We start from the raw sequence: 23,477 nt of genomic DNA, 5'->3' as shown, positions 1-23,477 counted from the left end.
TGACGTGGCACCCTTGGTGCACGGCACACTGTCTTCCACGCCAGGTGTGACCTCGGTCCCCCGCGGGCACACAGGGAAGGCAGGGCCCGAGATGGGTGTTGCACGATAGGTGAGCAACCGAAGAGAGTGTTCATCGGTGACGACCAGAGGAGGAAGGCGATGACCCCGACCCTCACGCCGCCGCCCGAGACGGTGAGCCCCCCGGCCGCCGATGAACGGTGCGACCGCTGCAATGCTGCCGGCAAGCTCCGGATCACTCTGGCGGGTGGGAGCGAGCTGGTGTTCTGTGGGCACCACGCGAACAAGTACGCGGAGGATCTCGTGAAGATCACCGTGCGCTACGCGTCGGACCCGGAGTTCAGCTGGCGTGGCGCCGATCTGATGGCGAACTGAGGTCCGACAGGAAATCCGCAACTCGACATAACCGACCGGAGGCACCCACACGGGTCGCCTCCGGTCGGTTTTTCGTACCCGCGCGCCCAGGTGTTAACAGGGGGCCCCTGCACTACCGGAGGCGTTAGGAAGGGGCCCTTCCTTACAGGGTCTGCACGGTGGCGATGCGCTCCTCGAGCTGCTCGATCGTGGCCTGGGCGCTGGGCGGGCCACCGCAGATCCGGCGCAACTCGGCGTGGATCTTGCCGTGCGGCTGGCCGGTGCGGTGGTGCCGCGCGGCCACCAGGGCGTTCAGCTGCCGCCGTAGCGCCACCCGACGCTGGGCCGCACTCATCGGTGGGGGCACCGCCGCCGGGGCGGCAGCGGCCGGCTCAGCGGTCCGTAGGGCGGCTCGACGCTTCTGCGCGGCGAGCTGCTCGGCCTGCCGCTTGGTCAGCAGCAGCGAGACCTGGTCGGCGGTGAGCAACCCGGGCAGGCCGAGGTATTCCTCCTCCTCCGGGGTGCCGGCCTGGGCGGCGGTGCCGAACGAGGCGCCGTCGAAGATCACCTGGTCCAGCTCGGCGGTGGCGGAGAGCGCGGCGAACCGCTTCTCCAGCTCGCCGCTGGCCCCGTCGTCGCGCTGGGCGCGCTCCAACAGGTCGTCCTCGAAGCCCTCGCGGTCCTTGGGCTTGCCGAGCACGTGGTCCCGCTCGGCCTCCATCTCGCTGGCCAGCCCGAGCAGGTGCGGCACGCTGGGCAGGAAGACCGACGCGGTCTCGCCGGACCGGCGGGCCCGGACGAACCGGCCGATCGCCTGCGCGAAGTAGAGCGGGGTGCTGGCGCTGGTCGCGTACACGCCGACGGCCAGCCGGGGGATGTCCACGCCCTCGGAGACCATCCGCACCGCGACCAGCCACCGCTGCTCGGAGGCCGCGAACGTCGCGATCCGCGCCGAGGCGCCCTGGTCGTCGGAGAGCACCACGGCGGCCTTCTCACCGGTCACCTGCTCCAGCAGCTTCGCGTACGCGCGGGCCACCTGCTGGTCGCTGGCGATGACCAGGCCGCCCGCGTCGGGCATGCCGTTGGCCCGCAGCACGCTGAGCCGGGCGTCGGCGGCGCGCAGCACCTGCGGCATCCAGTCGCCGGCCGGGTCCAGCGCGGTCCGCCACGCCTGGGCGATCAGGTCCTGTGTCATCGGCTCGCCCAGCCGCGCGGCGAGCTCGTCGCCGGCGTTGGTGCGCCACCGGGTCTCCCCCGAGTAGGCCAGGAACAGCACCGGCCGGACCACCCCGTCGCGCAGCGCGTCGGAGTAGCCGTAGACCGAGTCGGCGCGGGAGCGCAGCAGCCCGTCCCCGCCGCGTTCGTAGCTGATGAACGGGATCGGGTTGTCGTCGGAGCGGAACGGCGTGCCGGTGAGCATCAGTCGGCGTACCGCGGGCTCGAACGCGGCCTTGACGCCGTCGCCCCAGGTGCGGGCGTCGCCGGCGTGGTGGATCTCGTCGAGGATCACCAGCGTCCGCCGGGTCATGGTGCGTCGTCGGTGCACCTGCGGCGCCATGCCGACCTGGGCGTAGGTGACCACGGCGCCGTGGAAGTCGGCGGCGGAGTGCAGGTCGGCGTTGCGGAACGCGGCGTCGAGCTGGATGCCGACCCGGGCCGCGGCCTGCGCCCACTGGGTCTTCAGGTGCTCGGTCGGCGCGACCACGGTGACCGCCTCGACGGTGCCGTCGGCGAGCAGTTCGGCGGCGATCCGCAGCGCGAAGGTGGTCTTTCCGGCGCCGGGCGTGGCGACCGCGGTGAAGTCCTCGGCCCGCCGGCGCAGGTATTCCACCATCGCCTTGCGTTGCCAGGCACGCAGGGGCGGGAACGTGTCGAGCGCGGGCATCCGCGGTGGCACGCGTGGCTCCTCTCCGCCGCGGACGGCGGCGGGCCCGACCGGGGCCACGGGAGCCGCCGCCCATGAAAAGGCCCTCGCGCATCCGGTGCCGCGAAGGCCGACTCAGCATAACCAGCGGGGGCGTTCCGCCCCACTCGACGCCACGCTGGTCACATCCGCCCACCCCGGTGCGCGACGGTCGCCGGCTACGGCCAGCGGGTCCCGGTGCGGGGCGGGCGCATCGTGGGCACCGGCGCCGACCAGCGTCGCCGCAGCGCGATCAGGCGCAGCCCGAACACGAAGACCGCCGCGCCGGTCAGCGGCAGTGCGGTGGCGTGTCCGTAGGTCGACAGCAGCGCCACCACGATCGAGCCGGCGAGCGCGGCGACCGCGTAGATCTCCGAACGCAGCACCACCGGGATCTCGCCGGTGAGCAGGTCGCGGCCCAGCCCACCGCCGATCGCGGTGAGCATGCCGATCATGCAGGCGCCGACGGCGGGCACGTGCGCGTCGAGCGCCTTGAGCGTGCCGGTGACGGTGAACAGGGCGAGGCCGGCCGCGTCGAGCACCAGCACGGTGGTGCGCAGCCGGGCGAGCTGGGGGTGCAGCCGGAACACCGCGGCGGCGGTGACGGCGGCGGTGACCGCGTACCGCCAGTCGGCGAACGCCAGCGGGGGGACCTCGTCGATCACCAGGTCGCGGAAGATGCCGCCGCCGAGGGCGGCGACCACACCGACGAAGACCACCCCGAACAGGTCGAGTCGTTTCGCCACCGCCGCGGAGGCGCCGGAGGCGGCGAACACCGCCACGCCGGTGAGGTCGGCGAGGAGCAGCGCGGTGGAGGTGGTCACCGCCGCAGGTTACGTGGGCGGGCGGCGGAGCCGCCCGCGATCACTCCGAGTAGGAGTCGTAGATCTCCTTGCACTTCGGGCACACCGGCGAGCCGGGCTTGGCGGCCTTGGTGACCGGGAACGTCTCACCGCAGAGCGCGACCACGTAGGTGCCCATGACGGCACTCTCGGCGATCTTCTCCTTGCGGACGTAGTGGAACATCTCGGGACCAGTGTCGGCGTCCTTCAGCTCGGGACGCTCGAGAACCTCTGTGCTCACGTCTGCACCTCCGACCTTCCAGTTTTGCAGGTCCGCCCGGGCCGGTCCAGCTGGGCCCGCCCCGGGAGCGGCCCGTACCGTAGCCGAAGTGACCAACTTTCACATCAGCCTCGGCAGTGACGTGGCCGACGCCCTGCGCGACGGGCGCCCGGTCGTGGCGCTGGAGAGCACGATCGTCTCGCACGGCCTCCCCCGGCCGGACAACCTGCGTGTGGCGCGCGAGATCGAGCAGGCGGTCCGGGACGCGGGCGCGGTGCCGGCCACCATCGGCATGGTCGCCGGTGAGCTGCGGGTCGGGCTGGACGACGCCCAGCTCACCCGGCTCGCCACCGTCGACGGCGTGAGCAAGCTCTCGGTCCGCGACCTGGCGCCGGCTGCGGCGACCGGCGCGGACGGGGCCACCACGGTGGCGGCCACCAGCGCGGTCGCGGCGGCTGCCGGGATCGGGGTGTTCGCCACCGGCGGGCTCGGCGGCGTGCACCGCGAGGCGGCGCAGACGTTCGACGAGTCGGCGGACCTGGTCACCCTGGCCCGTACGCCGATCGCCGTGGTCTGCGCCGGGGTGAAGTCGATCCTCGACGTGGGCGCGACGCTGGAACGGCTGGAGACGCTCGGGGTGGGCGTGGTGGGCTACCGCACCCGCCGCTTCCCCGGGTTCTACCTGACCGACGCCGGGTTCGACCTGGACTGGTCGGTCGAGTCCCCGGAGCAGGTGGCCGACGTGCTGGCCGCCCGCGCGGCGCAGGGCGTGCACCACGGGGGGCTGGTCGTGGCCAACCCGCTGCCGGTCGACGAGCAGCTCGACCCGGCGCTGCACGACCGGACGCTGGCCGAGGGGCTGGCCGCGCTGGCCCGCGAGGGGATCACCGGCAAGGCGGTGACGCCGTTCCTGCTGGCCCACTTCCACACCGCCACCGAGGGCGCCAGCCTGGCGGTGAACGTCCGCATCATCCTGCGTAACGCCGCCCTGGCGGCCCGGATCGCGGTCGCCGCCGCGAAGCGTCGCCCGGCATGAGCGAACGCACCGAGCGCAGCGAGGGCCGTGAGAACATGCCCAGCCGACCCCGCATGAGCGAACGCACCGAGCGCAGCGAGGGCCGTGAGAACATGCCCAGCCGACCCCGCATGAGCGAACGCACCGAGCGCAGCGAGGGCCGTGAGAACATGCCCAGCCAGCACGGCATGAGCGGGGTGCCGCGCGTCGTCGTCGTCGGCGACGTGATCACGGACGTGCTCGCGGTGCTGTCCGGCCCGCTGGCCACCGGCTCGGACACGGCGGCCGGGATCCGGTTCAGCGGCGGCGGCCAGGCGGCCAACACGGCGGCCTGGCTCGCCGGGCAGGGCGCGGCCGTGACGCTGGTAGCCGCCGTCGGCGACGACGAGACCGGCCGGGAGCGGGTGGCCGAGCTGACCCGGACCGGCGTGGACTGCGTGGTGGAGCGGCACGAGGGCTATCCCACCGGCACCGTCATCGTGCTCACCCACGGCGGCGAGCGGACCATGGTCAGCCAGCGGGGGGCCAACCTGCGTCTGACCGCCGGGCACGTGGACGCGGCCCTGGCGGCGGCGCCCGACGTCGGGCATCTGCACCTGTCCGCGTACACCCTGTTGGACGTCGGGTCGCGCGGCGCGGGCCTGCGCGCGCTGGCCGCGGCCCGCGAGCGCGGGCTGACCGTCAGCGTCGACGCGGCCTCCGCGGCGCCGTTGCGGCGCGTCGGCGGGTCGTTCCTGACCTGGGTACGCGACGTCGACCTGCTGCTGGTCAACACCGACGAGGCGACGGTGCTGGCCGGCGGCCTGGATCCGGCGGCCCAGGCGCGGGCGCTGACGTCGGTGGCGCACCGGGTGGTGGTCAAGCGCGGCGCGGCCGGCGCCGTCTGGGTGGAGCGCGGGGGCCGGGTGGAGACGGCGCCGGCGCCCGGGGTGGCCGTGGTGGACGTCACCGGGGCCGGGGACGCGTTCGCGGCCGGTCTGCTCACCGCCTGGCTGGCCGGCGCCGACCCGCGCGCTGCCCTGGCCCGCGCGGGCGACCTCGGCGCGCTGGCCGTGACGACCGTCGGCGCACGCCCCGTCGCCTGACCGCGCCCGCCGGGCCGGCACGCCGCCGGGGCGGGGCTGGCGGGGCCGGCCCGGACGCGGCACCGGTACAAGGCCGGTTCGGCGTGGTGCGGGGGCCGGCTCAGCAGGGCCGGCTCGGCAGGGGGTGGCGGGGCCACGGCGCCGACGGCACGGCACAGAGGTTCTGCATAGGCCGATATACCTCTCAGGCATTTTTATGACTCAGAGGTATATCGCTCGTGAGGAGGGTCGTCACTCGCCGCGACACGCCGAGCCGCGACGCGCCGTTCGTCCGCGCTGCTGAGCGCTGCCCGCGGAGGGTGCGGAGAACTCGGGTCAGGGTTCGGCGTCGATGACCTTGTGCGGGCGCTCCTCGGCCGGGAGCGCCATCGGCGGCGTCTCGTCGCGGTGGCGCTGCTGGAACCTGGTGGACAGGCGGTGCTCCTCCTTGGGCGGGCGGTCGTTGGCCAGGAGCACCGCGAGCCACGGGATGAGCACCATGCCGAGCCCGCACAGCGGCAGCCAGAGCCAGAGCAGCGGGGCCTTGACGCCGACCAGGATCGCGCCCGCGACCAGGCACGCGACCCGGACGCCCATCATCAGCACGTAGCGCTTCTGCCGACTGGTGAGCTGGTCGTCCTGGCTGCGCGGGGCGTCGGTGATCAGGATCGGCTGGTAAGCCTGACGCTTCACCACGGACCTCCTACGAGGGGATACGGCCCATCCTGTCACTCCGGACGGATGATCGGCGAACTTCGACCCACCCGGTTCGTGTTACGTGCGTGGTACGCTCCGTCTCGTGGCCAACCGGTTCAGCTTCACCGACGAGGCGCTGGCGAACCTGCGGGTCTACGACGTCACACCCGGGGAAGTCTGGGAGGCCCTGCACAGCAACCGTCGGGTCATCCGGCACCTCGGCGACGACGTCATGGTGGTCTACGCCACCGACCACCGGGGCCGACGACTCGCCGTGCTGCTGGCCGAGGCCGACGGCACCGACAACGACTGGGACATCCTCTCCGCCCGCGAACTGAGCGACGTCGAGGCCAAGCGCTACGACGAGGCGGTGCGGAGGTCACGCCGACGAGGAGGCGGTCACCATGCACCGTGACGAGGCGACCAAGCGGTTCCACGCCGGCGGCGACACGTTCGCCGACCTGATCGACGAGACGTCGCCGGCGCAGCTGCCCACCCCCGACAGCGACGTGCCGATGGTGAGCCGCTCCGTGCGGCTGCCGTTGGAGACCTACGACCGGGTCCGGGCCGCCGCCGAGGCGCGCGGCATCGGGGTGACCACCCTGATGCGGCAGTGGATCGAGGCCGGTCTGGCCGACCTGGACGACTCGGCCACCGTCTCCCTGGCCGACGTGCGCCGCGCGCTGGCCTCGCTGTCCCGCCCGACCGCCGCCTGACCCCTCACGCCTCGGGGCCGGCCTCACCGCGCATCTCCCGGCCCAGGGGCGAGGCGGAGGACTCCGGTGGCCGCCCCCGGGCGTGCCGGGCGTCGGCGAGCGCGACGAGCGCCAGCACGCCGGCCACCGTGCCCAGCGCCAGCAGCGCCGACCCGGCCGTCAGCACGGGCGCGAGCAGCACCAGGGCCAGCAGCCCGGCCAACCGGGAGCGGGAGATCCGGCCGAAGATCTCGTACTCGAAGCGGGACCGGGCGGCCAGGAACAGGGCCGGGCCACCCACCACGAAGACCAGCCAGCGCGGCTCGGCCGGGTCGAACGGGTGGGCGATGACCAGCTCGTAGCCGACCGCGGCGGCGAGCACCCCGAGCACCATGAACAGGTGCGTCTGCGCGGCCGACTCGGCCAGCCGTCCCGGGGAGCCGGCCCGGCGCAGCGCCTCGGCGAGCAGGAACCCGGCCCGGTGGAAGTAGATCCGCCAGAGCAGCGCGGTGACCAGGAACGCGAGCGTGAACGCGGCGGCGCCCTGCCGGGAGAACCGCTCGCCGCTGTAGGCCACCCCGATCACCAGGACCGACTCGCCGAGCGCGATGAGGAAGATCTGCTGGTACCGCTCGGCCAGGTGTTCCCCGGCGATCAGCCAGCTGCGGATGCGGGACCGCCCGAGCCGGGGCAGCGGCCAGCCCAGGTACGTGCCGAGGTAGTCCACCGCCAGCGCCACCACCCACAGCGGCAGGCGCGCCCCGGGCATGAGCGCGCCGGCCAGCCAGAGCGGCGCGCTCATGCCGGCCCAGACCGCCAGCCGCAGCGGAACCGTCCGTCGCGGGTGGCCGCGCAGCGCCGCCACGATCACCAGTGGCCGGCCGACCATCATCACCACGTACGCGAGCACGAACGGCAACGCCCGCTCCTCCAGCGCGCGGGGCAGCGTCACCCCGAGCACCAGGCTGCCGAACATGGTGCCCACCACGAGCGCCTGGATCACGACCCGGTCCGGCTCGTACCGGCTGGTCACCCAGGTGGTGATCGTCCAGACCTGCCAGAGGACCAGGAAGAGCAGCAGCGTCCGGCCGACATCGGCGGCCATCGCCTCGCCGGAGCCGTCGATGTCGGTGATCAGTCGCTGCGACACCCGGGTCAGCGCGAAGACGAAGACCAGGTCGAAGAAGAGCTCCAGGAACGTGGCCCGCTCCGAGCTGGCCATGGTGCGCAGCAGCGCCCCGCCCCGCTGCTCGCTCATCGTCAGCCCTTCGCGGCCTTCGCCTCCGCCTTCATCCGCTGCTTGAACTCGCGCACCCGGCGCAGCGACTCGGGGTCGGTCACGTCGGCCACCGACCGGTGGGCCGCCGGGTCGCCGTAGTCGCCGGCCGCCTCGCGCCAGCCCGCCGGGGTGACCCCGAACCGCTTGCCGAGCAGGGCGACGAAGATCTGCGCCTTCTGCCGGCCGAAGCCGGGCAGCTCACCCACCCGGCGCAGCAGCTCCCGGCCGTCGGCCGCGTCGGACCAGAGCCGGGCCGGGTCGCCGTCGTAGCGCTCGACCAGCGCCCGGCAGACCTCCTGGGTGCGGGCGGCCATCGCCTTGGGGAAGCGGTGCAGCGCCGGCGGCCGGGCGAACAGCTCCACCAGGGCCTCCGGGTCGTACCCGGCCAGTTCCCGGGCGTCCGGCTCGTGGCCGAGCCGCTGGGTCAGCACGTACGGCGAGGAGAACGCCTTCTCCATCGGCACCTGCTGGTCCAGCACCATGCCGAGGAGCAACGCCAGCGGGCTGCGCCCGAGCAGCTCGTTGGCCTGCGGGTCGATGGGCAGGGAGAGCGTCATGCCCCCATCCTGCCGCCCCGGCCACCGGCCGCGGGGGCGACTCCCCGACGCGCGCGACGCGGCCCGGTGGACCGGGCTGGGGTCCACCGGGCCGCGCGGCTCACGGTGCGGTCAGTTCACCACGAAGAGCAGCCGGTTCGGCGAGCCCGAGCCCGGGTTGGTCACCTTGCCGGTGGTGGCGTTGCTGGTCAGGTAGCTGGCCACCTGGGAGGGGGTGTAGGCGGGGTTGGCGCCGAGCACGAGCGCCGCGGCGCCGGCCACGTGCGGGGACGCCATCGACGTGCCGCTGATCGTGTTGGTCGCGGTGTCGCTGGTGCGCCAGGCCGAGGTGATCGACGAGCCCGGGGCGAAGATGTCCACGCAGGAGCCGTAGTTGGAGAAGGACGACCGCGCGTCGCTGCTGGTGGTGGAGCCGACGGTGAGCGCCGAGGCGACCCGGGCCGGCGAGGAGTTGCAGGCGTTGGCGCTGGAGTTGCCGGCCGCGACGGCGTACGTGATGCCGGAGCTGATCGAGTTGGCCACCGCGTTGTCCAGCGTGCTGCTGGCGCCGCCACCGAGGCTCATGTTGGCCACGGCCGGCTTCACCGCGTTCGAGGTGACCCAGTTGACGCCGCTGATCACGCCGGCGGTGGTGCCGCTGCCGGAGCAGTTGAGCACCTTCACGGCGACCAGGCGGACGCCCTTGGCCACGCCGTACCGGGTGCCGCCGACCGTGCCGGCGACGTGCGTGCCGTGGCCGTTGCAGTCGGTGTTGTTGCTGTCCACCGTGTTGGTGCCCCAGGTCGCCCGGCCACCGAAGTCGGTGTGGGTGGTCCGGATGCCGGTGTCGATGATGTAGGCCCGCACGTTGCTGGCCGTGTTCGGGTAGGTGTAGGTGCTGTTGAGCGGCAGGTTGCGCTGGTCGATCCGGTCCAGACCCCAGGTGGCGCCGGTCTGGGTGCCCTGGACGGTCACCCGGCGGTCCTGCTCGACGTAGGCGACGGCCGGGTCGGCGGCCAGCCGACGGGCCTGCGCGGCGCTCATCGTGGCGTTGTAGCCGGTGAGGGCGGCGCTCCACACCGTGCCGACGGCGCCGCCGTAGCGCTTGGCCAGGCCGGCGGCCCGGTCCGGCACGGCGGTGCGGGCGGTGCGGCTGTTCGCGGCGCCGACCGCGTCGCCCTTGAGCACGACCACGTAGCTGCCGCTGACGGCGTCGGCGGCGCCGGCGTACCGGATCTCGCCGGTCGGCGCGGCGAGGGCCGGGGTGGAGGCGGCGGCGGTGAGGGCCGCGGCGGCGGCCGTGACGGCGAGCGCGCGCAGCGCACGCCGCCGGGGAACGGACACGTCGGGCATCGTCTGGCTCCCTACCGGGCGGGCCGGTTCGTGGCCGGCGGATCGCCCATCGACGGATGTTGGAGGGAATGCTAGCCATGCATCGATGTCCATGAAAGAGATAGTTGCCGATTGATACGGTCTGCGGGCCGGTTCCGGCGGGTGCGCGCCACGCCGGCCGTCGGGCGAGGCAGGATGACCGGTGTGAACCGTGACGACATGCTGCTCTCCCCCGCCGGGGTGGACGCGCTGCGCACCGCGCTGACGCTGGCCCGCTTCACCGCGAACGGCATCGCCGACCGGCTCGGCCCGCAGGCCACCGGCGGCGTGGCCCGCAACGACCACCGGGCCGCGCTGCGCGCCACCGAGGACCGCGACCGGCTGGCCACGCTGATCCGGGTCTTCATCTGCGACCAGACCGAGCCCGAGCCGGTCGTGGCCGAGGCGCTCGCCCCGCTGACCGTGGACGAGGCGCTGGCCGGGGGCATCGTCGAGCGCCACGGCGACGGGCTGCGCGCCGGCGTCGACCTGGAGCCGTACGGCGACGACTGGTGGGTGCTCGCCGACGTGCCGGCCAGCGCCCGGCCGGGCCGGCCGCTGCACGCCGAGCACGTGCTGGGCGTCGGCGGCGCCACCCAGACGCTGATCGGCGCCGCCGTGCGCCGCACGGTCGACACCGCGCTCGACCTCGGCACCGGCTCCGGCGTGCAGGCGCTGCACCTGGGCAGCCACGCCCGCCACGTCACCGCCACCGACGTCTCCGAGCGGGCGATGCGCTTCGCCGCCACCACCGCCGCGCTCAACGGACAGGACTGGGAGCTGCTGCGCGGGGACATGGTCTCCCCGGTGGCCGGACGCCGCTTCGACCTGGTGGTCAGCAACCCGCCGTTCGTGGTCGGCCCCGGCACCACCACGCACGTCTACCGCGACTCCGGTCGGGTCGGCGACGCGATCGGCGCCGAGCTGGCCGCCGCCGCGCCGCACCTGCTCACCGAGGGCGGCACCATGCAGTACCTGGCGAACTGGGTGCACGTCACCGGGGAGGACTGGGCCGAGCGGGTCACCGGGTGGTTCGCCGGCACCGGCCTGGACGCCTGGGTGATCCAGCGCGAGGTGGCCGACCCGATGGCGTACGTGAACCTCTGGCTGACCGACGTCGGCGAGCGCGCCGACCCGGCGCGGATGGAGGCCTGGCTGGACTGGTTCGACGCGCACAAGGTCGAGGCGATCGGGTTCGGCATCGTCTCGCTGCGCCGGGCCGGGCACGACCAGCCGATCGTCCGGGTCGAGGACCTGCGCCAGCGGGTCGAACCGCCGCTCGGCGACCGGATCGGCGAGTGGTTCGACCGGCAGGACTGGCTGCGCGCCCGGGACGTCGACGGCCTGCTCGCCGCCCGCTACCGGGCCGCCGACGGGCTCCAGCTGCGCCAGGAGGCCACCATGGGCGACGACGGCTGGGCGGTGGACCGGCAGGTCCTGGCCATGCCGCGCGGCCTGCGCTGGTCGGAGGAGATCGACCCGCTGGTGCTCGCCCTGGTCGGCGGCGCGGACGGCCGGCTGCCGCTGCGCGACCAGCTCGCCCTGCTCGCCGCCGCGCACGACGTGGCCCCGGACGAGCTGGCCGAGGCGGCCGGACCGATCGTGGCGCACCTGGTCGAGCGTGGCCTCGTCGAACCGGTGACCGACTGATGCGGGCGCTGGTGCAGACCGTCGGCCGGGCGTCGGTCACCGTCGACGGCGCGGTGGTCGGCGAGATCGCCGACGGGCTGCTGGTGCTGCTCGGCGTCACCCACACCGACACCCCACAGGTCGCCGCCACCATGGCCCGCAAGCTGCACGAGCTGCGCATCCTCGACGACGACCGCAGCGCCGCCGACACCGGCGCGCCGCTGCTCGTGGTCAGTCAGTTCACGCTCTACGGCGACGCCCGCAAGGGGCGGCGGCCGAGCTGGACCGCCGCCGCCCCGGCCGAGGTGGCCGAACCCCTGGTGGACACCGTCGTCGAGGAGCTACGCGCCCGGGGCGCGAAGGTGGAGACCGGCCGCTTCCGCACCCACATGCTGGTGGAGAGCGTCAACGTCGGTCCCCGCACCCTCCTGCTGGACCTCTGACGGCCTAGAAGAACAGACCCCGGCGGGACAGCGACTGGCGCAGCCAGCCGTCGAGCTGGGCGGCCCAGTCGGTGCGATCCGCGGTGGCGTGGTCCACGGTGAACCGGCCGAACGCGTCCCGCCCCTCGGTGAACAGGCCGCCCCGCTTGTCCATCTCCAGCACCACCTGCACCTGCTGCGGGTCGGTGACGAAGGTGACCTCCAGCTGGTTCATCGCGCCGGCGTACTGGGGCGCCGGGTAGAACTCGATCTCCTGGTAGAACGGCAGCTGCTGGCGTACGCCGTAGATGTGGCCGCGCTCGACGTCGGCGCGGGCGAACCGGAAGCCCAGCCGCAGCAACGCCTCCAGCAGGCGCTCCTGGGCGGGCAGCGGGTGCACCGCGACCGCGTCCAGGTCGCCCTTGTCCACCGCCCGGGCCACCTCCAGCTCGGTCCGCAGGCCCATCGTCATCCCGTGCAGGTGCTGGCCGTAGAGGTCGGTGAGCGGGGTCTCCCAGGGCACCTGGAAACGGAACGGCACGTCGTAGCGCTGCCCCGGGTCCAGTCGGAACGGGCCGGTCACCTGGGCCCGGCCGAACTCCTGGGTCGTGTCGTACTCCGAGTCGCCGCTCTCCACCTCGACCCGGGTCACCAGGCCGAGCGCGACCCAGCTCACATCCACCGGGTGGTCGCCGCCGACCACGTGGACGCGGCCCTCCAGCTGACCGCCCGGGCGGCAGTTCGGGTTGGCCAGCACCGTCTCCACCGACGGACCGCCCACACCCATCGCCTGCATGAGCCGCTTGAAGACCACCACGTTCTCCGATCGCCGGTTCGTTCCCGGCCCCACCGGCCGGACGCTGGCACGGTATCCGGGTCGGGCAAGCGACAGCCGGACTTCCGCCCGGATTCGTGTCGGGTCCCCGATCGCCTCACTCCCGTCTCACGCCCCGACCGCCAAGCTTGTTGTCACCGGCCCACCGCGCCGGCGGCACGGGGACCGGTACGGCACGTAGGACACGGGGAGAACAGAGATGACCCAGCGAATGATCGAGCACCAGGACATGGACGTCACCCTCACCGACCTGGACGCCACCGACGAGCGCGGCGTCTCCACCGACCTGGTCCGGGCGTACCTGAACGGGATCGGCCGCACCAAGCTGCTCACCGCGGCGCAGGAGGTGGAGCTGAGCAAGCGGATCGAGGCCGGGCTCTTCGCCGAGGAGAAGCTGGCCACCTGCACGCCGGTCTCCGCCGAGCTGCGCGCGGACCTGGCGCTGGTCGCCGCCGAGGGGCACGCCGCCAAGGACCACCTGCTGGAGGCGAACCTGCGGCTGGTGGTGAGCATCGCCAAGCGCTACACCGGACGCGGCATGGCCTTCCTCGACCTGATCCAGGAGGGCAACCTCGGCCTCATCCGCGCCGTCGAGAAGTTCGACTACACCAAGGGCTACAAGTTCTCCACGTACGCCACCTGGTGGATCCGCCAGGCCATCACCCGCGCCATGGCCGACCAGGCCCGCACCATCCGCATCCCGGTGCACATGGTCGAGCAGGTCAACCGGATGGTCCGGGTGCGCCGCGAGCTGTCCGTGGCGCTGGGTCGCGAGCCCACCGTGGCCGAGGTGGCCACCGCGCTGGAGATCCCCGAGTTCCAGGTGATCGAGCTGATCTCCTACGACCGGGAGCCGGTGAGCCTGGACCAGGCGGTCGGCGAGGACGGGGAGAGCGCCCTCGGCGACTTCGTCGCCGCGGTGGACCCGCGCGCGGAGCCGGGCGACGCCGCCACCAACGGCGAGCTGCGCAACGAGGTGCGGATCGTGCTGGCCACGCTGTCCCAGCGGGAGCAGGCGGTGATCCGACTGCGCTTCGGCCTGGACGACGGCCGCCAGCGCACGCTGGACGAGGTGGGCCGCGAGTTCGGGCTGTCCCGGGAGCGGATCCGGCAGATCGAGAAGGTGACGCTGCTCAAGCTGCGTGACCCGGAGCGGGCGAACCGGCTGGAGGCGTACGCCTGCTGACCCGACGCCCCACCGACAGGCCCCGGCGGTTCGCCGGGGCCTGTCGCGTGTCCGGTGCTTGACGCGGCCGCCCGCAGCGGATAAAACCAACTGGTTATCAAACCAGGAGGTTATGAACGTGACCGCCGACCTGCTCGACGCGACCTTCGCCGCACTGGCCGACCCCACCCGGCGGGCCATCCTCACCCGGCTGGCCGCCGGCGAGGCGACCGTCACCGAGCTGGCCGCGCCGTTCGCGATGAGCCAACCGGCCGTCTCCAAGCACCTCCGGGTGCTCGAACGCGCCGGCCTGGTCACCCGGGGCCGCGACGCCCAGCGACGCCCCTGCCGGCTGGACGCGCGGCCGCTGCGGGCGGCCGTCGCGTGGCTGGCCGACTACCGGGACTACTGGGCCGAGAGCTACGCGCGCCTCGACGAGGTGCTCGCCGAACTGACCGCCGGGGACCAGCGGTGAGCGCCGCTCCGCCGGACCTGACCGTGACCCTCCACGGTGACCGGGAGATCCGGCTGAGTCGCGACTTCGCCGCCCCCCGACACCTGGTGTTCGCCGCCTTCACCCGCCCCGACCTGCTGGTCCGCTGGTGGGGCGCGCGGGGCTGGCACCTGATCGAGTGCGAGGTGGACCTGCGGGTGGGCGGGCGCTGGCGCTTCGTCTCCCGAGGGCCCGACGGCACGCTGATGGGTCAGGGCGGCACCTACCGGGAGATCGACCCGCCGGCCCGGCTGGTGTGCACCGAACTCTTCGACGACCAGTCCTACCCGGGCGAGACGCTGGTCCGCCACGACTTCACCGAGTCGGCGGGCCGGACCACGGTCGTCACCACCCTGCGGTTCGCCACCCGGCGGGGCCGCGACACCGTGCTGCGCTATCCCATGACCCGTGGCCTGGCCGAGGCGTTCGACCGGCTCACGGACCTGCTGCACCCGACGACAGAGGGAGTGACCCCGTGAACTGGACCCTGGAAGTGGTCATCGTGCCGGTCTCCGACATCGACCGGGCCAAGGAGTTCTACGCCGAGCGGGTCGGCTTCGCCGTCGACCACGACACCGACCTGGGCGGGGTGGGACGCATCGTGCAACTCACGCCCCCGGGCTCCGGATGCTCGATCGTCCTCGGCCATGGCGTCGTGCCGGAGATGCCGCCCGGCTCGCTCAAGGGGCTGCAACTGGTCGTGTCCGACCTGGAGAAGGCCCGGGCGGAGCTGGTCGAGCGGGGTGTGGAGGTCGGCGACATCCAGGTCGTCGGCCGGAACCCCCGACCGGTGCCGCACCCGCTGGACAACGTCGGCTTCGTCTTCTTCCGCGACCCCGACGGCAACGAGTGGTCGGTGCAGCAGATCTCCTCGCGCGCCTGACGGTGTTAAGAAGGGGCCCTTCCTCTACCGGAGGCGTTAAGAAGGGGCCCTTCCTTACAACCGGCGCGGGCCGGTGTCGGGGCGCGCCGCCTCGGCGCCGGTGCGCACCGTGGCGTGCAGCACCGAGATGCCGTCCGGGCGGGCCAGCACCGGGTTGAGCGTGAGCGACCGCACCCGGGGCTGCTCGTCCGCGAGCCGGCCCACCCGCAGCAGCAGGTCCACCAGGGCCGCCCGGTCCACCGGCGCGGCACCCCGGTGCCCCCGCAGCAGCGGCGCGGCCCGCGGCTCGTCGACCAGCTCGGCGGCGTCCCGGTCGGTCAACGGCACCGCCCGCCAGGCCCGGTCGCCGAGCAGCTCGGTCGCCACGCCACCCAGGCCGAACCCGACCACCGGCCCGAACGCCGGATCCTCCACCAGCTCCACCACGCACGCCACCCCCGGCGCGACCATCGGCTGCACCAGCACCTCCGGGCCGAACACCGGGGCCATCTCGGCGTACGCGCGGCGCAGCGCGCCGGCGTCGGCCAGGTCGAGCCGGACCGCGCCCAGGTCGAGCCGGTGCCGCAGCCCCGGCGCGGCCGCCTTCAACGCCACCGGCCAGCCGAGCCGCTCCCCCGCCGCCACCACCTCGTCGGCCGAACCGGCCGGCACGGACCGCACCACGTCGATCCCGTACGCACCCAGCAGCGCCGCCGGATCCGCCCCGTCGGGCCGCATCGCGGCCTGCCCCGCCACCCGGTCGACCCGGGGCAGCTCGGGCAGCACGCCGGGCGGCCGGCGCAGCCAGTCCGCGTACGTGGTGACGCGGGCCAACGCCCGCACCGCCTCCTCCACGCTCGGATACGCCGGCACCCCGGCCGGTACCCGCCCGGCCAGGAACGTCGCCACCACCGGCTTGCCGGTGGCCCGCGCGTCGGGCAGCGCCGCGGCGAAGTCGGCCTCCGGATCGGTGAGCTGACCGGGCAGCGGCGGGGCGAAGACCGCCACCACGGCGTCCACCCGCTCGTCGGCCACGGCGGCGGCGAGCGCGGCGGCGTACGCGGCGGCGCCGCCGGTCGGCCCGACGTCCTGCGGGTACCCGTCCGCCACCACCAGCCCCTGCGCGGCGCACGCGGTCGCCGCCAGCCCGGTCAGCGCCGAGGAGTTACCCACCACGGCCACCCGCCGACCGGCCGGCAGCGGCTGGTGGGCCAGGAGCACACCCACGTCGAGCAGCTCGGCGACGGTGTCCACCCGGATCACGCCGGACTGGGCGAACAGCGCGCTGACCGCGGCGGTGTCCAGCGCGGGCGCCTCGCCCACCCCCGGCGGCCGGGCCAGGGACGCCAGCGCCACCACCGGCTTGCTCCGGCCGATGCGCCGGGCCAACCGGGCGAACTTGCGCGGGTTGCCGAACGTCTCCAGGTAGAGCGTGATGACGTCGGTGGCCGGATCGTCCTGCCAGTACTGCAACAGGTCGTTGCCGGAGACGTCGGCCCGGTTGCCGGCCGACACGAAACTGGACAGCCCCAGCCCGCGCCGCGACGCCTCGGCCAGCAACGCCACCCCGAACGCGCCGGACTGGCTGAACACGCCCACCCGCCCGGGCGCCGGCAGCACCGGGGCGAGCGTGGCGTTGAGGCGTACCGCCGGGTCGGTGTTGGCGACGCCGAGGCAGTTCGGGCCGACCACCCGCATGCCGGCCAGGTGCGCGGCACGGACCAGGGCCCGCTGCGCCGCCGCCCCGGCCGGACCGGACTCGGCGAACCCGGCCGAGACCACCACCAGCCCGTGCGCGCCCGCCCGGGCCGCGTCCTGGACCACCTCCGTCACCGCCTCCGGCGCGACCGCCACCACGGCCAGGTCGACGTCCAGGCCGGCGTCGGCCGCCGACGGGTACGCGGGCAACCCGGCCACCGTCGCCGCGCTCGGGTGCACCGGCACGATCGCGCCGGCGAACCCGCCGTCGCGCAGATGACCGAGCAGCGCCGCGCCGACACCCTGGCCGGTGGCGCTGGCGCCGTAGACCGCGATGCCGCGCGGGGCGAGCAACCGGGCGATCGAACGCGCCTCGGTGCGGTGCTCCCGGCCACGCTGCACCGCGAGCGTCGCCTCGGTCGCCGCGATCGGGAAGGTCAGGTGCACCACGCCGTCGGCGTACTGGCGCTGCACCTGGTAGCCGAAGTCGGCGAAGACCCGCAGCATGGTCCCGTTGGCCGGGAGCACCTCGGCGACGAAGTGCACGATGCCGTGCCGACCGGCCGCGTCGGCCAGGTGCTCCAACAGCACCGAGCCGATGCCCCGCCCCTGGTAGGCGTCCTCCACCACGAACGCCACCTCGGCCTCGGGCGAGGCGGGACCGAGCCGCTCGTACCGGCCGACCGCGACGATCCGCTCGCCGGCCAGCACCACGAACGCCTCCCGGTCGCGGTGGTCGACGGTGACGAAGCGCTTCAGGTCCCGCTCCGGGATGCGCGGGTACGGCGAGAAGTAGCGCAGGTAGCGGGTGCGTTCGGAGAAGCGCGCGTGCATCGCCACGATCTCCGGCGCGTCGTCCGGGCGGATCTGTCGCAGCTGGACGGTCGTGCCGTCACTGAGCAGCACGTCCACCGGTTGCTCGACGGTGGTCACCGGATCAGTCGCGCGGGTCGTGCGGATCGAGCCCGAGCAGCGGGAAGACCGCCTTGCGGGTGGCCGCGACCGCCCGGTCCACCGCGTTCGGCTCGCCGCTCGGCTGCCACGGCTGATAGTCCGGATCCACGTCGTCGGTCATCCGCAGCGGGACGTCGTGCCCGGGCCGCCGGCGCGCGGCCAGCTCCCGCCAGCCGGGCGGGGTGAGCGTGGCCGGGTCGATCGGCTCGCCGGTGGCGATCGCGAGCAGGTGCGTCCAGGCCCGGGGCACCACCTCGACCAGCGCGTACCCGCCGCCGCCGGTGGCCACCCAGCGGCCGTCGCACAGCTCGTCGGCGAGCGCCCGCAACGCCCGGTAGGTGGCCCGCTGCCCGTCCACGGACAGGTGCAGGTCGGCCAGCGGATCGCTGCGGTGCCCGTCCGCGCCGCACTGGGTGACCAGCAGCTGGGGCCGGTACGCCCGCAGCACCGACGGCACCACCGCGTGGAACGCCCGCTGCCAGCCGGCGTCACCGACCCCGGGCGGCAGCGGCACGTTGACCGCGGTGCCCTCCGCGCCCGGCCCGCCGGTCTCGTCCGGGAACCCGGTGCCGGGGAACAACGCCAGCGGCGTCTCGTGCAGGCTGACCGTGAGCACCCGCGGGTCGTGGTAGAAGATCTCCTGCACCCCGTCGCCGTGGTGCACGTCCACGTCCACGTACGCGATCCGCTCCGCGCCGAGGTCGAGCAGACGGGCGATGGCCACCGCCGGGTCGTTGTAGACGCAGAACCCGGCCGCCCGGGCCGGCATGGCGTGGTGCAGACCACCGGCCACGTTGACCGCGCGCCGGGCGTCGCCACGCCACACCGCCTCGGCCGCGGCCACGGTCGCGCCCGCGATCAGCGCACTCGACTCGTGCATCCCGTCGAAGACCGGATTGTCCGAGGTGCCCAGGCCGAAGCCGGCGAAGAGCGGGTCGCGCGGCGCGGCGCGGACCGCGTCCAGATAGGCCGGCTCGTGCACCCGGGTCAGCAGCGCGTCGTCGGCCGGCTCGGGCTTGACCAGCCGCACCCCGGGCCGGTCCAGCACGCCCAGCTCCCGGGCGAGCGCCATGGTCAGCTCGACCCGGACCGGGTCGAGCGGATGGTCGCCCATGTCGTAGGCGAGGAGGGCCTCGTCCCACACCACCACCGTGTCGTCGGCCATGCGGCCATCGTCGCACGCGGGCCCGGGCGCGCCCACCAGCCGCCCGTTCACCGACCGGACGTGCCGCCGGTCGCCACCGGACGGTCCGGGTCGGCCACCCACTCGCTCCACGAGCCGACGTAGAGGGCGGCGTCCGGACGACCGGCCAGGTGCAGCGCCAGCACCGCCTGCGCGGCGGTCACCCCCGAGCCGCAGTACGCCCCGACCGGCGCGTCCGCGCCGACCCCGGCGGCGGCGAAGCGCTCGCGCAACGCCTCGGCGGCGGGGAACCTGCCCTGCGTGACGTACTCGGGGGCGGGCAGGTTGACCGCGCCGGGCACGTGCCCGGCGACCGGGTCGACCGGCTCGTGCTCGCCGAGGTGACGCGGCGCGGCCCGCACGTCGAGCAGCACGCCGGAGTCGGCGGCGGCGAGCCGGGCGGCCCCCGCGGCGTCGAGCACCGGCAGCCCGCCCGGGGCGACCGTCACGTCGCCGGGCGTCGGCTCCGGCGTCCCGGTGTCCACCGGCAGGCCGGCGGCGGTCCAGGCCGGCCAGCCGCCGTGCAGCACCCGCACCTCCCGGTGACCCGCCCAGCGCAGCGTCCACCAGGCCCGCGCGGCGGACATCCCGTCGCCGCCGTCGTACACCACCACGGGGTGACCGGCGCGGACGCCGGCGGCCCGCAGCGCCGCCTGCAACGCGGCCGGGTCGGGCAGCGGGTGCCGGCCCGCGGCGCCGGGCCGGCCGCACAGCTCGGTGTCCAGGTCGACGAAGACGGCGCCGGGGAGGTGGCCGAGGGCGTAGTCGTCGCGGCCGGGCGGGCCGGCCAGCCGCCAGCGGACGTCGAGCACGGTGGGCGGGTCGGCGCGGTCGAGCTCGGCGGCGAGCCGGTCCGGCTCGACCAACAACTCTGCGGTTCCGGACATGCGGTCCAGTCAACACCATCCGGGCCGCGACCTCCGGGTTCGCCTGCGGTCGACGGTCGGTGGTTACGGGTAGCATCGGACGCCGGGAGGCCGCTGACGTGAAGCACGACCTGGTTGACACGACCGAGATGTACCTGCGCACCATCCTCGAGCTGGAGGAGGAGGGTGTGCCGCCGCTGCGTGCCCGCATCGCCGAGCGGTTGAAGCAGAGCGGCCCGACCGTCAGCCAGACCGTCGCCCGGATGGAGCGCGACGGTCTGCTCACCGTCGAGGGCGACCGGCACCTGGCCCTCACCCCGCTGGGCCGCAACACCGCCGTGTCCGTGATGCGCAAGCACCGGCTGGCCGAGCTGCTGCTGGTCAACGTGATCGGGATGCCCTACGAGGAGGCCCACGAGGAGGCCTGCCGGTGGGAGCACGTGATGAGCGACGCGGTGGAGAAGCGGGTCTACGACCTGCTGAACCGGCCGACCCGCTCGCCCTACGGCAACCCGATCCCGGGCCTGGAGGAGCTGGGCGATCCGGGCCAGCCGGCGGTCGAGACGGTCGAGGGCGAGCGCAACCTGGCGTTCCCGGGCCTGTCCGGCCCGGTCGTGGTGCGGCGGATCTGCGAGAGCGTGCAGACCGACGCCGACGTGCTGCGGCAACTGCACGCCGCGGGGGTCGACCCGGGCGCGACCGTGACGGTGGCGCAGGAACGCGACGGCGTCTCCATCGACCGTTCCGGCGACCGGGTGCGGCTGCCCCGCGAGGTGGCCTCCCGGGTGTTCGTGGCGGCCCGCTGACGCCCGGCGCTCAGAGCTTCCGGGTGTCCAGGACCTTCGCCAGCGCGACCAGCTTGCCGGTGGTCTTCTCGACCTCGGCCGTGGCGGTGCCCTTCGGCGTCGCCCAGCGCAGGCTGGCCAGCCGGCCCTCGTCGGCCAGCCAGCCCACCTCGGCGACCGGTCCGGCCTTCGTGCTCTTCGGCAGCGTCCGCCGGTAGGCGATCTTCCCGAGCTTGGTGACCTTGGCCGCCCCGCGCGGCTGCACGTCCAGCGTGAACGTCGACGTGTCGATCGACGTGTCGGTCACCGAGAGCGTCAGTTCCGGCAGCACGGCCGCCTGGGCGCGGAGCACGCAGGTGTGGGTGTCCCCCCGCTCGGTGGCGGCGGCCACGTCGAAGGTGGCGCCGGTGTGCTCGGCGATCACCGCGAAGTCGAGCAGCCGGCACGCCCCGCCGGAGGACGCCGCGGCGACCTCCACCGGGGGCCGGTCCGCCGGCACGGCGACCTCCGGGGCCTCGTCGGCGCAGCCGGTGGCGAGCAGGACGGCCGAGGCGGCCAGCCAGGTACGGGCGCGCACGGGAGACCTCCGCGGTCGGCGGCGGGTCGGACCCGCCGGAGTTCCGTCGGACACCGTACGGGCCGCCCGGCGGGGACGGAAGCCCCCTAATCGGCCACGTACGGACAGTGCCGGCACCCTCGCCCGCAGCACGTGCCGCGCCGGGCCAGGAAGCCGGCGCTGAGCACGAACAGCCCGGTCTCCGGGTCCAGGTAGCCGGCCTCCCCGGCGGCCAGCGCGGCGGCGTGCGCGGCCAGGATCCGCTTCCGGCCGGGGTGCGTCGGCGACAGGCGCGACGGGTGCGGCTCGGTCAGCGGGCGGTCCGCCAGCTCGTCACTCACCGCTGGAGTGTAAGGAAGGGCCCCTTCTTAACGTCTCGCGCATAGGCGGGGTCCCCTTTTAACACGCTCACCCGTGGCGCGCGAACGCCTCCGTGATCGACGCAAGGTCGGCGTCGGTGGCGAGCAGCAGCCGCAGCAGCACCTTCGCCTTGTACGGGTCGAGCAGCCCGCCGTCGACCAGCCCGCGCCGCCGCAGGTCCCGTTCCGAGCCGACCGCGCCGTAGGTGTCCCGCAGCACCGACCCGGCGCCGGTGCGCGAGGTCAGCACCACCGGCATCCGCCCGGCCAGCGCGCCCAGCGTCGGGGCGAACGCCGGCGGCACGTGTCCCACCCCGAAGCCGGCCACCACCAGCCCGTCCCGGCCGGCGGCCACGGCGTCGAGCACCGCCACGTCGTCGTCGAGCGTCAGGGTGTGCAGCGCGACCCGGGTGGCGGCCAGCCGCCCGCGGTCCACCGCGGGCAGGGGCGCGTGGCGGGGCGGCCGGGTCAGCACCCGTACCCGCCCCTCGACCACGTGCCCGAGCGGCCCGGCGTTGGGCGAGACGAAGGTGCCCGTACTCGTGCTGTGGGTCTTGCGGACGAACCGCGCGGCGTGGACCTCGTCGGCGAACGCGACCAGGACGCCGAGGTCCCGCGCGGCCGGCGCGGCCGCGACCCGCACGGCCGCGAGCAGGTTCGCCGGCCCGTCCGGGCCGGCCAGCGTGGGGTTGCGCATGGCGCCGGTGAACACCAGCGGCGCGGCGTGCGGCCAGACCAGGTCGGCCAGCCACGCGGTCTCCTCCAGCGTGTCGGTGCCCTGGGTGACCACCACGCCGGTCGCCCCGCCGGCGACCGCCCCGGCCGCCGCGTCCACCAGGTCGAGGATCTGCCGGTACGCGAGCGCGGCGCTGGGCACCGCCTCGACGTCGCGCACGTCGAGCGGGATGTCGGCGAGCCCGGGTACGGCGGCGGTGAGGTCGGCGCCGGTGAGCCGGGCGACCACTCCCCCGGCGCCGGCGCCGGCCATCGCGATGGTCCCGCCGAGGGTGAACAGCGCGACGGTCACCGGACGCCCCGCCGCGCGAGCAGGAACGCCTGGGGCTGCCGCTCGCCGTCGACCGGCTCACGCAGGATCGTGGCCGTGACAGCGAACCCGGCGGCGGTGAGCTGCGCGGACAACCGCTGCGGCGGCAGCCAGTGCACGTCGTAGGTGACCCGGTGGCCGTACGCCCGCTCCCGCCGGTCGAGCCGGTCGCCGGCCTTGACGGCGAGCAGCAGGTGCCCGCCGGGGGCGAGCGCCCGGTGGAAGCCGGCGAACACCTCGGGCAGCAGCTCCGGCGGCAGGTGGATCACCGAGTACCAGGCGACCAGCCCGGCCAGCGACCCGTCCGCGGCGATCGGTTCGGTCATCGAGCCGACCGCGAAGCGCAGCTCCGGGTACGCCCGGCGGGCCACCGCCACCATGCCGGGCGACAGGTCGACGCCGGTCACGTCGAGCCCGAGGCGACGCAGGTGGGCGGTGACCCGGCCGGTGCCGCAGCCGACCTCCAGCACCGGCCGGTCCGGCCCGACCGTCTCGGCGAACGCGGCCAGCACGGCCCGGTCCAGCGGCGGCTCGACCACGTCGGGCAGCAGCCGCGCGTAGTCCTCGGCGACGGTGTCGTAGGCGGCCCGGGTCTCGGTCAGCCAGTGCGGTTCGGTCACGACCGCCCACCC

General features: G+C 74.5%; 26 protein-coding genes and 1 pseudogene. 12 read left to right on the top strand and 15 right to left on the bottom strand.

Translation table 11 applies throughout. The features are described from left to right. Nucleotides 1-159: 159 nt before the first annotated feature. The gene (locus ACN27B_RS17995; protein WP_013284786.1) at nt 160-393 is read left to right on the top strand and encodes a DUF7455 domain-containing protein; all 234 of its coding nucleotides are present in this window, start codon (nt 160-162) and stop codon (nt 391-393) included. Nucleotides 394-535: 142 nt separating this feature from the next. On the opposite strand, the gene ACN27B_RS17990 is transcribed toward ACN27B_RS17995, so the two are convergent. From ACN27B_RS17990 to ACN27B_RS17980, 3 genes are all read right to left on the bottom strand, one after another. Next, nucleotides 536-2,257 (bottom strand): DEAD/DEAH box helicase, encoded by a 1,722-nt coding sequence (locus tag ACN27B_RS17990; RefSeq protein ID WP_098745846.1) that lies wholly within the window; start codon nt 2,255-2,257, stop codon nt 536-538. A 197-nt stretch (nt 2,258-2,454) separates the two neighbouring features. After that, the gene (locus tag ACN27B_RS17985) at nt 2,455-3,099 is read right to left on the bottom strand and encodes a trimeric intracellular cation channel family protein (RefSeq protein WP_099161989.1); all 645 of its coding nucleotides are present in this window, start codon (nt 3,097-3,099) and stop codon (nt 2,455-2,457) included. Nucleotides 3,100-3,139: 40 nt separating this feature from the next. Next, complete coding sequence (locus ACN27B_RS17980; protein WP_091579574.1) at nt 3,140-3,358, bottom strand: DUF3039 domain-containing protein; 219 nt, start codon at nt 3,356-3,358, stop codon at nt 3,140-3,142. Between the two features lie 88 nt (nt 3,359-3,446). On the opposite strand from ACN27B_RS17980, the gene ACN27B_RS17975 reads away from it, so the two are divergent. Both ACN27B_RS17975 and ACN27B_RS17970 read left to right on the top strand, forming a co-directional pair. Then, nucleotides 3,447-4,373, top strand: a complete 927-nt coding sequence (locus tag ACN27B_RS17975; protein WP_422741049.1) for a pseudouridine-5'-phosphate glycosidase — start codon at nt 3,447-3,449, stop codon at nt 4,371-4,373. Between the two features lie 167 nt (nt 4,374-4,540). Next, nucleotides 4,541-5,437 (top strand): carbohydrate kinase family protein, encoded by an 897-nt coding sequence (locus ACN27B_RS17970; RefSeq protein WP_099164710.1) that lies wholly within the window; start codon nt 4,541-4,543, stop codon nt 5,435-5,437. A 315-nt stretch (nt 5,438-5,752) separates the two neighbouring features. Here ACN27B_RS17970 and ACN27B_RS17965 read toward each other — a convergent pair whose 3' ends face one another. Beyond that, entirely contained in the window at nt 5,753-6,109 is a 357-nt protein-coding gene (locus ACN27B_RS17965; protein WP_099164711.1) for a DUF3099 domain-containing protein, read from the bottom strand. Between the two features lie 106 nt (nt 6,110-6,215). Between ACN27B_RS17965 and ACN27B_RS17960 the strand changes: the two genes are divergently transcribed. Then, nucleotides 6,216-6,527 carry a hypothetical protein gene (locus tag ACN27B_RS17960; protein WP_246248200.1) on the top strand — a complete coding sequence of 104 codons (312 nt, stop codon included), beginning with the start codon at nt 6,216-6,218 and terminating at the stop codon, nt 6,525-6,527. After that, nucleotides 6,517-6,828 (top strand): hypothetical protein, encoded by a 312-nt coding sequence (locus ACN27B_RS17955; RefSeq protein WP_099161991.1) that lies wholly within the window; start codon nt 6,517-6,519, stop codon nt 6,826-6,828. Before ACN27B_RS17960 ends, ACN27B_RS17955 begins: the two co-directional genes overlap by 11 nt. A gap of 4 nt (nt 6,829-6,832) precedes the next feature. On the opposite strand, the gene ACN27B_RS17950 is transcribed toward ACN27B_RS17955, so the two are convergent. The 3 genes from ACN27B_RS17950 to ACN27B_RS17940 form a co-directional block, all read right to left on the bottom strand. Beyond that, nucleotides 6,833-8,065 (bottom strand): low temperature requirement protein A, encoded by a 1,233-nt coding sequence (locus ACN27B_RS17950; protein ID WP_099161992.1) that lies wholly within the window; start codon nt 8,063-8,065, stop codon nt 6,833-6,835. Between the two features lie 2 nt (nt 8,066-8,067). Then, the gene (locus ACN27B_RS17945) at nt 8,068-8,643 is read right to left on the bottom strand and encodes an HhH-GPD-type base excision DNA repair protein (RefSeq protein WP_091579592.1); all 576 of its coding nucleotides are present in this window, start codon (nt 8,641-8,643) and stop codon (nt 8,068-8,070) included. A 111-nt stretch (nt 8,644-8,754) separates the two neighbouring features. Further along, complete coding sequence (locus tag ACN27B_RS17940; protein WP_099161993.1) at nt 8,755-9,975, bottom strand: S8 family peptidase; 1,221 nt, start codon at nt 9,973-9,975, stop codon at nt 8,755-8,757. A 183-nt stretch (nt 9,976-10,158) separates the two neighbouring features. Here ACN27B_RS17940 and ACN27B_RS17935 point away from each other — a divergent pair, with 183 nt between their 5' ends. Both ACN27B_RS17935 and dtd read left to right on the top strand, forming a co-directional pair. After that, a complete protein-coding gene (locus ACN27B_RS17935) occupies nt 10,159-11,643 on the top strand; it encodes a DUF7059 domain-containing protein (protein WP_422741048.1) in 1,485 nt (494 codons plus the stop codon). Then, nucleotides 11,643-12,065, top strand: coding sequence for a D-aminoacyl-tRNA deacylase (gene dtd, locus ACN27B_RS17930; protein ID WP_091579600.1), 423 nt, complete (start codon nt 11,643-11,645; stop codon nt 12,063-12,065). The genes ACN27B_RS17935 and dtd overlap by 1 nt, the downstream gene beginning before the upstream one ends. A gap of 4 nt (nt 12,066-12,069) precedes the next feature. Here dtd and ACN27B_RS17925 read toward each other — a convergent pair whose 3' ends face one another. Next, the gene (locus ACN27B_RS17925) at nt 12,070-12,858 is read right to left on the bottom strand and encodes a sporulation protein (protein ID WP_091583963.1); all 789 of its coding nucleotides are present in this window, start codon (nt 12,856-12,858) and stop codon (nt 12,070-12,072) included. Between the two features lie 220 nt (nt 12,859-13,078). Here ACN27B_RS17925 and sigB point away from each other — a divergent pair, with 220 nt between their 5' ends. From sigB to ACN27B_RS17905, 4 genes and pseudogenes are all read left to right on the top strand, one after another. Beyond that, nucleotides 13,079-14,065 (top strand): RNA polymerase sigma factor SigB, encoded by a 987-nt coding sequence (gene sigB, locus ACN27B_RS17920; RefSeq protein WP_422741047.1) that lies wholly within the window; start codon nt 13,079-13,081, stop codon nt 14,063-14,065. Between the two features lie 96 nt (nt 14,066-14,161). Continuing rightward, a pseudogene (locus tag ACN27B_RS17915) lies at nt 14,162-14,519 on the top strand (ArsR/SmtB family transcription factor). Beyond that, nucleotides 14,516-15,016: an SRPBCC family protein gene (locus ACN27B_RS17910; RefSeq protein WP_422741045.1), complete on the top strand. Its 501-nt coding sequence runs from the start codon at nt 14,516-14,518 to the stop codon at nt 15,014-15,016. Before ACN27B_RS17915 ends, ACN27B_RS17910 begins: the two are co-directional and overlap by 4 nt. After that, nucleotides 15,013-15,420: a VOC family protein gene (locus ACN27B_RS17905; protein WP_099161994.1), complete on the top strand. Its 408-nt coding sequence runs from the start codon at nt 15,013-15,015 to the stop codon at nt 15,418-15,420. The genes ACN27B_RS17910 and ACN27B_RS17905 overlap by 4 nt, the downstream gene beginning before the upstream one ends. A 54-nt stretch (nt 15,421-15,474) precedes the next feature. On the opposite strand, the gene ACN27B_RS17900 is transcribed toward ACN27B_RS17905, so the two are convergent. The 3 genes from ACN27B_RS17900 to ACN27B_RS17890 are packed head-to-tail and all read right to left on the bottom strand — an operon-like array spanning nt 15,475 to nt 20,121. Then, nucleotides 15,475-18,030: a bifunctional GNAT family N-acetyltransferase/acetate--CoA ligase family protein gene (locus tag ACN27B_RS17900; RefSeq protein WP_099161995.1), complete on the bottom strand. Its 2,556-nt coding sequence runs from the start codon at nt 18,028-18,030 to the stop codon at nt 15,475-15,477. A 4-nt stretch (nt 18,031-18,034) separates the two neighbouring features. Next, on the bottom strand, nt 18,035-19,216 hold the full coding sequence (locus ACN27B_RS17895; protein ID WP_091583974.1) for an acetoin utilization protein AcuC: 1,182 nt from the start codon (nt 19,214-19,216) through the stop codon (nt 18,035-18,037). Nucleotides 19,217-19,263: 47 nt separating this feature from the next. Further along, entirely contained in the window at nt 19,264-20,121 is an 858-nt protein-coding gene (locus ACN27B_RS17890) for a sulfurtransferase (protein ID WP_099161996.1), read from the bottom strand. A gap of 98 nt (nt 20,122-20,219) precedes the next feature. On the opposite strand from ACN27B_RS17890, the gene ACN27B_RS17885 reads away from it, so the two are divergent. Next, nucleotides 20,220-20,906: a metal-dependent transcriptional regulator gene (locus ACN27B_RS17885; RefSeq protein WP_099161997.1), complete on the top strand. Its 687-nt coding sequence runs from the start codon at nt 20,220-20,222 to the stop codon at nt 20,904-20,906. Nucleotides 20,907-20,916: 10 nt separating this feature from the next. On the opposite strand, the gene ACN27B_RS17880 is transcribed toward ACN27B_RS17885, so the two are convergent. From ACN27B_RS17880 to ACN27B_RS17865, 4 genes are all read right to left on the bottom strand, one after another. Then, nucleotides 20,917-21,462 carry a hypothetical protein gene (locus tag ACN27B_RS17880; protein WP_396823631.1) on the bottom strand — a complete coding sequence of 182 codons (546 nt, stop codon included), beginning with the start codon at nt 21,460-21,462 and terminating at the stop codon, nt 20,917-20,919. 86 nt (nt 21,463-21,548) lie between these two features. Beyond that, nucleotides 21,549-21,782 carry a DUF5522 domain-containing protein gene (locus ACN27B_RS17875; protein WP_355525445.1) on the bottom strand — a complete coding sequence of 78 codons (234 nt, stop codon included), beginning with the start codon at nt 21,780-21,782 and terminating at the stop codon, nt 21,549-21,551. 67 nt (nt 21,783-21,849) lie between these two features. Beyond that, on the bottom strand, nt 21,850-22,827 hold the full coding sequence (locus ACN27B_RS17870) for an asparaginase (RefSeq protein ID WP_422741044.1): 978 nt from the start codon (nt 22,825-22,827) through the stop codon (nt 21,850-21,852). Next, complete coding sequence (locus ACN27B_RS17865; protein ID WP_099162001.1) at nt 22,824-23,465, bottom strand: class I SAM-dependent DNA methyltransferase; 642 nt, start codon at nt 23,463-23,465, stop codon at nt 22,824-22,826. The genes ACN27B_RS17870 and ACN27B_RS17865 overlap by 4 nt, the downstream gene beginning before the upstream one ends. Nucleotides 23,466-23,477: the final 12 nt, after the last annotated feature.

This window comes from Micromonospora sp. WMMD754 (assembly GCF_049315235.1).
In the GTDB taxonomy this organism is placed as follows: domain Bacteria; phylum Actinomycetota; class Actinomycetes; order Mycobacteriales; family Micromonosporaceae; genus Micromonospora; species Micromonospora sediminicola.
This window is presented reverse-complemented; position numbering and strand designations above follow the sequence as displayed.